At 57.3% G+C, this 10601-nt stretch carries 9 protein-coding genes; 5 read left to right on the forward strand and 4 right to left on the reverse strand.

What is annotated here, in order from left to right:
• Positions 1-104 precede the first annotated feature (104 nt).
• Both AC3GOJ_RS09705 and AC3GOJ_RS09710 read left to right on the forward strand, forming a co-directional pair.
• Complete coding sequence (locus AC3GOJ_RS09705; protein ID WP_488237268.1) at positions 105-482, forward strand: CidA/LrgA family protein; 378 nt, start codon at positions 105-107, stop codon at positions 480-482.
• Positions 475-1206, forward strand: coding sequence for an LrgB family protein (locus AC3GOJ_RS09710; protein ID WP_488237269.1), 732 nt, complete (start codon positions 475-477; stop codon positions 1204-1206). Before AC3GOJ_RS09705 ends, AC3GOJ_RS09710 begins: the two co-directional genes overlap by 8 nt.
• 18 nt (positions 1207-1224) lie before the next feature.
• Here the strand turns inward: AC3GOJ_RS09710 and AC3GOJ_RS09715 are convergent, their stop codons facing one another.
• The gene (locus AC3GOJ_RS09715) at positions 1225-1956 is read right to left on the reverse strand and encodes an aldehyde dehydrogenase family protein (RefSeq protein ID WP_488237270.1); all 732 of its coding nucleotides are present in this window, start codon (positions 1954-1956) and stop codon (positions 1225-1227) included.
• Positions 1957-2047: 91 nt separating this feature from the next.
• Between AC3GOJ_RS09715 and AC3GOJ_RS09720 the strand changes: the two genes are divergently transcribed.
• Entirely contained in the window at positions 2048-2887 is an 840-nt protein-coding gene (locus AC3GOJ_RS09720; protein ID WP_488237271.1) for an IclR family transcriptional regulator, read from the forward strand.
• A gap of 10 nt (positions 2888-2897) precedes the next feature.
• Here the strand turns inward: AC3GOJ_RS09720 and pbpG are convergent, their stop codons facing one another.
• Both pbpG and AC3GOJ_RS09730 read right to left on the reverse strand, forming a co-directional pair.
• Positions 2898-3995, reverse strand: a complete 1098-nt coding sequence (gene pbpG, locus AC3GOJ_RS09725) for a D-alanyl-D-alanine endopeptidase (protein ID WP_488237272.1) — start codon at positions 3993-3995, stop codon at positions 2898-2900.
• Between the two features lie 163 nt (positions 3996-4158).
• A complete protein-coding gene (locus AC3GOJ_RS09730; protein ID WP_488237275.1) occupies positions 4159-6441 on the reverse strand; it encodes an NADP-dependent malic enzyme in 2283 nt (760 codons plus the stop codon).
• 235 nt (positions 6442-6676) lie between these two features.
• Here AC3GOJ_RS09730 and AC3GOJ_RS09735 point away from each other — a divergent pair, with 235 nt between their 5' ends.
• On the forward strand, positions 6677-8530 hold the full coding sequence (locus AC3GOJ_RS09735) for a phosphoenolpyruvate carboxykinase (GTP) (protein ID WP_488237273.1): 1854 nt from the start codon (positions 6677-6679) through the stop codon (positions 8528-8530).
• Between the two features lie 61 nt (positions 8531-8591).
• The gene (locus AC3GOJ_RS09740) at positions 8592-9998 is read left to right on the forward strand and encodes a carbohydrate porin (RefSeq protein ID WP_488237274.1); all 1407 of its coding nucleotides are present in this window, start codon (positions 8592-8594) and stop codon (positions 9996-9998) included.
• Between the two features lie 4 nt (positions 9999-10002).
• On the opposite strand, the gene ampD is transcribed toward AC3GOJ_RS09740, so the two are convergent.
• Positions 10003-10515 carry a 1,6-anhydro-N-acetylmuramyl-L-alanine amidase AmpD gene (gene ampD / locus AC3GOJ_RS09745; RefSeq protein WP_488237276.1) on the reverse strand — a complete coding sequence of 171 codons (513 nt, stop codon included), beginning with the start codon at positions 10513-10515 and terminating at the stop codon, positions 10003-10005.
• Positions 10516-10601: the final 86 nt, after the last annotated feature.

The following is a 10601-nucleotide window of genomic DNA, read 5'->3' on the forward strand; positions in this document are numbered from 1 at the left end:
CCGGAGTTCCTGACACTGCCGTTGTACGAAGCCATGGCCTAACCGCCCACGCTTCTGACCAAGACGGCACCTGCGGGTGCCGTCTGCATTTGAGGATTTGCATCATGATTGCCGCACTGACCTGGTTACTGCTCTATCAACTTGCTGGTGAAGTCTTCGCGCGCCTGCTGTCTCTACCCGTGCCCGGCCCGGTCATCGGCATGGCATTACTCTTTGGCACACTGGTCGTGCGAGGTCGTTCCGGGCGCGCTATCCCTCAATCCCTGCAACAAACGGCTCATGTCCTGCTGCAGCATTTGTCGTTACTGTTTGTGCCTGCTGGCACCGGTGTCATGCTGTACCTACAACTGATTGCCGCCGAATGGCTCCCCATTGCCACCGCCCTCATCGTCAGTACCCTAGGTGGCCTAGCGGTAACGGCACTGATTCTAAATAGCCTGTTGCGCCAGCCTGCAGTGCCCACAGGAGATCACCATGCCTGAACGCCTGAATCAGACCTGGGTCTATCTCTCGGCGTCGCCGCTCTTCTGGCTGACGATGACGCTGGTCGCCTACCAACTTGCCTTCCGGATCTATCAACGCTGCGGTCAGCGGCCTCTGGCCAACCCCGTGTTGTTGGCCATCCTGGTGCTGGTAAGTCTGTTGACCGTAACAGAGACCCCCTACGACCGCTATTTTGAAGGCGCGCAGTTTGTCCATTTTTTACTGGGTCCAGCCACCGTCGCACTGGCGATTCCCCTCTACGGACAGTTCAAACGTTTAACCCGCATAATCGGTCCACTCGTCCTGGCCTTACTGGGTGGTTCTCTGACCGCAATGCTGAGCGCGGTTTTAGTTGGTCACTGGTTTGGTGGCAGTCTACCAACCTTACTATCGCTGGCCCCCAAATCGGTGACGACACCGATCGCCATGGGCATTGCCGAACAGATTGGTGGCCTGCCCTCGCTGGCTGCCGTGATGGTCATTGCGACCGGCATTCTCGGTGCGATGGCCGCACAAATGCTCTATCGTTGGCTAGGTATCCGTGATGATGCGGTAGCCGGTTTCTCAATGGGTGTTGCTGCGCACGGCATTGGCACAGCCCGTGCTTTTCAACTGAGCGAGACAATGGGCGCCTTTGCCGCACTGGGCATGGGACTCAACGGTCTGCTGACCGCGTTAGCCTTACCCGGACTGATGAGCTGGATCAAGCCCTGGTTGCAATAACGGGGACTTGATCGACTTTCAGGCAGGCACCAGCTCGCATCGAACGCGATCCGGCCAGTTCATGGCGGCCGTTTGCCAGCGCTGCGCCCAGGCACTGGGTCCGAAGAGCCGCACCTGATGTACGCCATGATCCTGGATCAGCACACGTACCACCGCATCGTCAGCGTAAACGACATTGAATACACCATCCGGCAGTCCGCACTGACCACACAACTCAGCCAACGCCAACGCACAAGACGGCGCATTGGCTTCGGGGATCAGGGTAACGGCTCGACCTTGCAACACCACCGGTAGCACCAGTTTGAGCGCGGCAGTAACGGGCAGACCAGCACCCGCCAGCGCCAATACAGATGACTCATGATCGACGGCATCGGCGTTCAACGGTGCCTGAGCCAGTTGTTGCACAAACTCGATGGCATGCGCCACATCCGCTTTACCGGCCTCCAGATGCGTCTGGCTTTCAACCGCGCTCAAGCCGGCGAAATGACCCTCCAGCTCTTCGAGCGCCTGAGACAACGCAGCCAGAAACTGACTCGCCGCGGCCAGCGGCAAGCCCGTCGCATGGTGCGCAGCACTCAGCGCCGATGCTGCCAACTCGGCATCGACCATGGGAACGCGCCGGATCAGGCGCTGCGTTGCCGACTCACGAATTTCGTGAAAGCGAAGTGGCATCGCCAGCATGGGGCGACCATTAATCCATAGCGGAATGGCAAGGGCTTCACGGGGCGGGATGGTGCAACAACCGGACATAATATTTTCCAACAGATATGCGGCGCAATGACACGCATTTTTCAACATACGCCCATGTTCCACATAGTAAAATGTTGGAGGGCAAATTCTGATGCCCCCTATTCTATCTGTTCCCGACGCCCATCACCGCCTCTTTATGTCTGACGCCAGCACAACCTCTCGACCGCCCGCAAGCAACTCCGGCGTTCAGGTCTTTGAACGGGCCAATCTGCTACTCGCCATTCTGGCGTCGCAAAGTGCACCGGTGACGCTGAAGACGCTGGCTGCTCAAACAGGCTTGAACATTTCCACCGTTCATCGCATTCTCGGTGCCCTGACCTTGATCGGGCTGGTGGAGCATCAGCCCGGCGGGCTTTACCGCTTGGGCCTACGCTGGCTGGAGTATGGCAATCTGGTTCGGGAACGCCTGCAGATTCGGGAGGTTGCTCGCCCGTTTATCGAACAGCTTCATGACATGATTGGTGAACCGGTCAATCTGGCGATCCGGGATGGCGACGATATTATTTATCTGGATCGCGCCGCCGCTAATGCCGCACGTGTGCGCGTGTTCTACCGGGTCGGATCGCGTGCCCCGTTGCACCTGACATCATTGGGCAAGCTCTTTCTGGCCGAGGATTCAGTCAGCGACGTCGCCGCTTATGCCCAACGTACGGGATTGCCTGGCAATACCGAACACTCGCTCACCAGCCTGACTGCGCTGAACAAAGCACTTGCGATTGTAAGGGATGCGGGGATCGCTTTTGACAACGAAGAGGCCGAACTCGGTCTGCGTTGTGTGGCAGCGCCGGTCAGAGATGACCGCGGCGCACTGGTTGGGGCCATTTCCGTATCATCACCCACCGAGCGGTTTGGCGAACACGAAACGACCTGGGCACCAGCCCTCAGAGCCTGTGCCGATGACGTCTCCCGGGCACTGGGTGCCCGCTTCTAACGAGCTGCTATCAGCTTTGCTGGGCTTCAGCCCATTTCTTCAGGCGGTTGGCATCACCTACACGGGTCATCGAACCTTCCGAGTCGAGCAGCACAAAGACCATCGGACGGTTATTGACCTTGGCCTGCATGACCAGACACTTGCCGGCCTCGCGAATAAAGCCGGTTTTCGTCACACCGATATCCCAGCTGTCGGAACGGACCAACGGGTTGGTGTTGCGGTACTCCTGGATACGCCCACGCACATCAACGCGCGCATCCGAGGTCGTGGAGGTTTCACGAATCGGCGCATATCGATATGCTGCGGCCACCATCTTGGCCAGATCCTTGGCCGTCGACACATTCGAAGCACTTAAACCAGTCGGATCGGTAAATCGCGAATTGGCCATGCCAAGTTCCAATGCCTTACGATTCATGGCGGCCACAAACGCTGCGGTACCCCCCGGATAATTGCGCCCAAGGGCATGTGCGGCGCGGTTTTCCGAGGACATCAACGCCAAGAGCAAAGCTTCCTGACGCGTCAGGCGAGTACCCACCGCCAGCCGGGAACGACTGCCTTTCAGGGTATCCACATCATCATCGGTAATCACCAGCTCTTCGTTCATCGGCAGGTGCGCATCGAGCATCACCATGGCCGTCATCAGCTTGGTAATGGAGGCAATCGGCACGACCTGGGTGGCATTCTTCTGATACACCGACTCACCATTCTGCATGTCGAGCAACAGGGCGGAATGCGAGTGCAGACCGGGCGAACCGCCAACAGGGCCATTCCACTCGCCCCAGTGGTCCGGCGGTGTGCTGCGGGGTTTCTTGCTGGCGATCAAGCGGCTCGGCTTTTTCGAGGTGGCACTCACCACCTTGTCCTTGGCGGCACTTTGAGCGGCCACGGTCTTGGCCGTTTCCTTAGTCGCCTGTGACTTTACCGGCTTGGCAGTTTTCTTGGCTTTTGCCGCTGTCGTTGATTTGCTCTTGCTGGCCTGCTTGCTGTTGGTCGTTTGCGGCGTGCTCTGCGTTGCCGCCTCAACAGACATTACCGTGGCGGCAAAGGCACCACTGAGCAACAAAGTTGCCAGCAATTTCGAAGACTGAAAACGCTTGATTAAAGCCATAACGCGCACCACCGGAGCAAAGCGTTTCAGCGAGTATCACACCCGCTGAAACATCCATCAGATTAATTGCCCGTATTCTAGCGCAGCCACCCGGATTTTCAACAAAAATATAGTGGCAACATGAATAAAAATAACAGGATAGCGTTGTTCCTTAAGCAATCATTCAGCTTTCCCGCTGTTCGTCCATCAGGGCATCGACCACAGCCAGTGCGGTCACATTGACGATGCGACGCACGGTGGCCGTCGGCGTCAGAATATGCGCCGGTTTCCGCGACCCCAGCAGAATTGGTCCAACGGTCAAATTGTCACCGGCCGCAACCTTCAGCAGATTGAACGCAATGTTCGCCGCATCCAGATTCGGCATGATCAATAGATTGGCTGCACCTTTGAGGCGGCTATTCGGGAATACCTGGCCACGAATCACTTCATCCAGCGCGGCATCCCCGTGCATTTCGCCCTCCACCTCCAGACTCGGCGCAATCTCGTTCAGTCGCGCCAGTAAACGACGCATCTTTTCTGCCGTGGGCGTGTCCAGGCTACCAAACGACGAGTGTGACAATAAGGCCACTTTAGGCGCGATGCCAAAGCGACGGATTTCTTCGGCAGCCAACAGGGTCGTCTGCACCAACTCTTCGACCGTCGGATCGTAGTTCACGTAGGTATCGGCGATAAACACCGTACGGCCCGGCAACATGAGCAGGTTCATGGCTGACAGCCGTTCAACCCCCGGCGCATTACCGATAATGTTTTCCACATGGGTCAGGTGCAATTCGTACCGACCAAAGGTGCCGCAGACCAGGCCATCTGCATAGCCCAACCGCACCATCAACGCCGCATAGAGGGTGGCACGGCGACGGATCTCGCGCTTGGCATAATCGGCGCCCACGCCCTTGCGTTCCGTCAGCCGGTGATACTCCTGCCAGAACTCATCATAGTGCGCTTCAAAGAACGCACTATCGTTGTAAATGATTTCGAAGTCGACACCCGGACGAATGCGTAACCCTGCCGCTTCGATCTTGCGTTCAATTTCTGCCGGACGGCCAATCACGATCGGCTTGGCGATTCCTTCATCACAGATCACCTGGAGGGCGCGTAGTACACGCTCTTCTTCACCCTCGGCAAAAACAATGCGCTTGGGCGACAGCTTGGCCTGCGCAAAGACCGGCTTCATGATCATGCCCGAGTGATACACGAATTCGTTCAGACTCTGCAGATAGCTTTCCCAGTCGCGGATCGGCCGTGTTGCCACACCGGAATCCATCGCCGCCTGCGCGACGGCCGGCGCAATCTTCACGATCAGGCGTGGATCAAAGGGTTTGGGAATCAGATATTCGTGACCGAAACCACTGACCTTTTCACCATAGGCGGATGCCACCACATCGGACTGCTCGGCACGGGCCAGATCGGCAATGGCCTTGACGGCTGCCAACTTCATTTCTTCGGTAATCGTGCTGGCCCCGACATCCAGGGCGCCTCGGAAAATGAACGGGAAGCACAGCACGTTGTTTACCTGGTTCGGGTAATCCGAACGACCCGTCGCAATGATGGCATCGTCGCGCACTGCACGGACTTCGTGCGGCAGAATCTCCGGCGTCGGATTGGCCAGAGCCAGAATCAGCGGATCCTTGGCCATTTTGGCGACCATCTCCGGCTTCAGGACACCACCGGCTGACAACCCCAGAAATACGTCGGCACCGTCAATCACATCCGCCAGTTTGCGGGCATCCGTTTTCTTGGCGTAACGCGCCTTGATCGGATCCATATCTTCTGGGCGGCCTTCGTAGACCACACCATGAATATCGGTCACCCAGATGTTCTCGACGGGAATGCCCAACTGCACCAGCAATCCCAAGCAGGCCAGTGCGGCCGCCCCCGCTCCCGAGGTCACCAGCTTGACCTGCTTGAGATCTTTGCCGAGCAAATGCAGACCGTTCAGCAACGCGGCCCCCACCACAATCGCCGTGCCATGCTGATCGTCATGAAACACGGGAATCTTCATACGTTCACGCAGCTTTTTCTCGATATAAAAACATTCCGGTGCCTTGATGTCTTCGAGATTAATACCGCCGAAGGTGGGTTCCAGACTGGCGATGATCTCGACCAGTTTATCCGGATCGTTTTCGCTCACTTCCAGATCGAAGACATCAATGTTGGCGAACTTTTTAAACAGCACGCCTTTACCTTCCATCACCGGCTTCGCTGCCAGCGGGCCGATATTGCCAAGGCCCAGCACGGCCGTACCGTTGGTAATCACGCCGACCAGGTTGGCGCGTGACGTGAGTGTTGCTACCTCTTCCGGCTTCGCGACAATCTCTTCACAAGCGGCCGCCACACCCGGCGAATAGGCCATGGAGAGGTCATACTGGTTCGTTAACTGCTTGGTCGGGGTGACTGCGATTTTTCCGGGTTTCGGAAAGCGATGGTAGTACAGCGCAGACTCACGCAGCCGCTGAGTGTTGTTTTTTGAAGAATTTTCGCTAACCAACTGATTTTTTTCGTTTTTGTCGATCACAACCCTGTCTCCGTGGGAATTCTTGCCATCTGAAAGCATACGCCGACTTTCTTACCTGTGCATGAAGTGCGATAATTAAGGTTTACCGCAACCCGATAAGACTGGTCGACAAACCATTCAGCCGAACCAGCGCAATCCACCAGGATGCAAAGGACACACAGGAGAAATCATGGTCGCCATTAATGCCCCGGAATACGTCAAAAATACCCGTCTCAAAGCCTGGGTCGAGCAAATCGCCCAGCTCACCGAACCTGAACAGGTTGTCTGGTGTGACGGCTCCCAGGAAGAATACGACCGCCTCTGTGCGCAAATGGTAGAAGCCGGTACGCTGATCAAGCTTAACGAAGCCAAGCGCCCGAACTCCTTCCTCGCCTTCTCCGATCCGTCGGATGTCGCCCGCGTCGAAGACCGCACCTACATCTGCTCGGAAAAGCAGATCGATGCCGGTCCGACCAATAACTGGGAAGACCCGGCCAAAATGCGTAAGACGCTGGATGGTCTGTTCAAGGGCTGCATGAAGGGCCGCACCCTGTACGTGATCCCATTCTCGATGGGCCCGCTCGGTTCGCCGATCGCTCATATCGGCGTTGAAATTTCGGATTCGCCGTATGTCGTGACCAACATGCGCACCATGACCCGGATGGGTAAGGCCGTTGTCGAGCTGCTCGGTACCGATGGCGCATTCGTACCTTGCGTGCACACGGTCGGTGCACCGCTGGGCCATGGCGAAAAAGACGTCGCCTGGCCGTGCAACCCGGACACCAAGTACATCGTGCACTTCCCGGAAACCCGCGAAATCTGGTCGTACGGTTCGGGCTACGGTGGCAACGCGCTGCTCGGCAAGAAGTGCTTTGCCCTGCGTATCGCCTCGACCATGGCACGCGACGAAGGCTGGCTGGCCGAACACATGCTGATCCTCGGCGTCGAATCGCCAGAAGGTGAAAAGTCATACGTCGCTGCCGCCTTCCCGTCGGCATGCGGCAAGACCAACTTCGCCATGCTGATCCCGCCGCAAAGCTTCAACGGCTGGAAAATCACCACCATTGGCGATGACATTGCCTGGATCAAGCCGCGCAAAGACAAAGACGGCGTCACCCGCTTCTATGCCATCAACCCGGAAGCCGGTTTCTTCGGCGTCGCGCCGGGCACCAGCGAAAAAACCAACTACAACGCACTGGCCACGCTGAAAGAAAACATCATCTTCACCAACGTCGCACTGACCGATGATGGCGATGTATGGTGGGAAGGCCTGACCAAAGAAGCCCCGTCGCACCTGATCGACTGGCAGGGCAAGGACTGGACCCCGGAAATCGGCAAAGAAACCGGTCGTAAGGCTGCCCACCCGAACTCACGCTTTACCGCCCCGGCCGCACAGTGCCCGTCGGTGGATACCGCCTGGGAAGATCCTGCCGGTGTGCCGATCTCGGCTTTCATCTTTGGCGGCCGTCGTGCTACCACCGTGCCGCTGGTGTATGAAGCCTTCAACTGGAACTACGGTGTGTACCTTGCTTCGACGCTGGGTTCGGAAACCACGGCGGCCGCTTTCGGCGCGCAAGGCGTGGTGCGTCGCGATCCGTTCGCCATGCTGCCGTTCTGCGGCTACAACATGGGTGACTACTTCCGTCACTGGCTGCAGATGGGCAAAACCGTCGACAACCCGCCGGGCATCTTCTGCGTCAACTGGTTCCGCCTCGACGAAGATGGCAAGTTCATGTGGCCGGGCTTCGGTGACAACATGCGTGTTCTGAAGTGGATCATCGACCGCGTCAAGGGTCGTGTTGCCGCCAAAGAAACGGCGCTGGGCTGGACGCCGAATTTCGAAGACATCGATTGGACCGGTCTTGACATGACCCGCGAAGAGTTCATGCGTCTGACCCAGCTGGATACCGCCGGTTGGCAAAAGGAGCTCGAGTCTCACAAGGAATGGTTCGATAAGCTGGCCGAGCGCCTGCCACAGGAACTGGAGCTGATCCGTCAGCTCAGTACGCTGAGCATGGCGGAAGCCAACAAGCAGGTTGCCTAAAGAATCCCGCAACCCTGCAACAAAGGCCACCTTCGGGTGGCCTTTGTCTTGCAACAGCACCATGGCATCTCTGAGAATCCAGCGAACAGTTGCGCTGCCAACCGCAGCGGCTTTGATGCTGGCCGTGTTCTGCAGCACTTCTGTCTGCGCACAGACGAATTCATCGTTACCGCGATTGACGGCAGACGAACCTTTACCGACCAAGTCCGACATCACGACGGACAAAACCTTGCTTGGTGATTGGGACGGCCTACGCCCCTGGCTGGAAAACTACGGCGTGAGCTTCACGCTGAATCAGACCAGCGACTATGTCGGCAACACTCGGGGCGGCATCCGCCAGGGTTTTGTCTACGATGGCCTGCTGGATCTGGAAGTGGATGTGGATCTGAATAAGGCCTTGGGTTGGCGCGGTGGCAAACTTCACGTGACCGGCTATGGCATTCAGGGCCAGGATTTATCGATGCAGTATGTCGGTAACCTGATGACCACGACAAATGTCGAGTCGCAACCCTCCATTGCGAAACTTGGCGAAGCCTGGTTTGAACAACGTCTGCTCGACGACCGCGTGGGTCTTCGGGTCGGTCTCCTGGAAGCAGACCGCTATTACATGATGAGTCCAACGGCAAACGTGTTCGTCAACTCCACCTTTGGCTTTCCGGATAGCTGGGAAGCCAATATGCCCGGGGGGGGCCCCGGCTACCCCAATGCGGCCCCCGGTGCCCTGGCGCGCTGGGATATCAATAATGAATGGCGTCTCACCGCCTCCGTGATGAATGGCAGTCCGGTTGGCCCTGCCACATCCTCGACCTCCTATGGTATGGATTTTCCGGTCGGCGATGGTGTCCTGTCCTGGTTCGAAACCGCATACAGCCCGGAATTCCAGTTGGGAGAAAAAAACTTCTCCGGCAATTACAAGTTAGGTGGCTGGTACAACTCCGACAACGTGAATAATGTGACGCAATCTGCCAGCGGCAGAAATTTTTCTAATCCGACCATGACCAGTTATCGCGGGCAATATGCCATCTATGGTCTGATCGATCAGACCCTCTGGCGCGAAGCCCACAGCGAAACACAGGGGTTAAATGCCTTCACCCGGGTAACCTACAATCCACAAACGGAACGTAACCTTGTAACCTGGTACTTCGATGCGGGCCTGGCCTATGTGGGTTTGTTCGATGGACGCCCGGACGACATCATTGGCCTCGGCTTTGGCTGGGCGAAATTCACGCCCTATCTGAACGGGCAGATCAGTGCCGAGAACACCAGTAGTGGCACACAATCTCCCTTACCCAAACCGGAATCACTGATCGAACTGACCTATCAGGCCGCCGTCTCCCCCTGGCTGACACTGCAGCCATTCTTGCAGTACTCGATCAACCCCGGTGGCAAGGCACCGATGCCGAACAATCCGAACCAGGCCATTCCCAATGCCACCGTGGTGGGCCTGCGCGCCAACATCGCCTTCTAGAACGTCAGGGCTGCACCAGAAGCTTCGGGCAGATGCTTTTCACGGGTGCCCAGTCAAAACAGGTGCCCGGATCCGTTTTCCGGCCCGGCGCGATGTGTGAATGGCTCGTCACCGCCTTGATCGGCAGGCTGGCCTGCAAGTCTACCAGTAGCTTCTGCAGCGTCAGATACTGGGCATTCTCGAACGCAGACTGATCATCCCCCTCCAGTTCGACACCCACCGAAAAATCGTTACAGCGTTCACGACCCTGCCAGCTGGACAAGCCTGCGTGCCAGGCTCTGGCCGTCACCGGCACACATTGGATCAGCTCGCCGTCCCGACGGATGAAAAAATGAGCCGACACCTTGAGGCCGGCGATGTCCGCATAGTAGGGATGTGCATCCGGATCAAGAGCATTGCTAAACAGCTGTATCACACCATCTCCACCAAACTCACCCGGTGGCAGACTTATCGCATGAATGACCACCAGATCAATAGCGGCACCGGCCGGTCTCGAATCCTGGTTCGGGGATGGCATATGTCTGGCACCCGCCAGCCAACCGTCATCTCCGATTTGCGAACCCAATTTTTCGTTTTTACCTGTCATAGTGCAATGATAATCAA

The organism is Fluviibacter sp. (genome assembly GCF_057744235.1).

Excerpts from the sequence above, each read along its gene's own strand:
- AC3GOJ_RS09705 (WP_488237268.1), top strand. The coding sequence starts at position 105 with ATGATTGCCGCACTGACCTGGTTACTGCTCTATCAACTTGCTGGTGAA.
- AC3GOJ_RS09710 (WP_488237269.1), top strand. The coding sequence starts at position 475 with ATGCCTGAACGCCTGAATCAGACCTGGGTCTATCTCTCGGCGTCGCCG.
- AC3GOJ_RS09715 (WP_488237270.1), bottom strand. The coding sequence starts at position 1,956 with ATGTCCGGTTGTTGCACCATCCCGCCCCGTGAAGCCCTTGCCATTCCG.
- AC3GOJ_RS09720 (WP_488237271.1), top strand. The coding sequence starts at position 2,048 with ATGCCCCCTATTCTATCTGTTCCCGACGCCCATCACCGCCTCTTTATG.
- pbpG (WP_488237272.1), bottom strand. The coding sequence starts at position 3,995 with ATGGCTTTAATCAAGCGTTTTCAGTCTTCGAAATTGCTGGCAACTTTG.
- AC3GOJ_RS09735 (WP_488237273.1), top strand. The coding sequence starts at position 6,677 with ATGGTCGCCATTAATGCCCCGGAATACGTCAAAAATACCCGTCTCAAA.
- AC3GOJ_RS09740 (WP_488237274.1), top strand. The coding sequence starts at position 8,592 with ATGGCATCTCTGAGAATCCAGCGAACAGTTGCGCTGCCAACCGCAGCG.
- ampD (WP_488237276.1), bottom strand. The coding sequence starts at position 10,515 with ATGCCATCCCCGAACCAGGATTCGAGACCGGCCGGTGCCGCTATTGAT.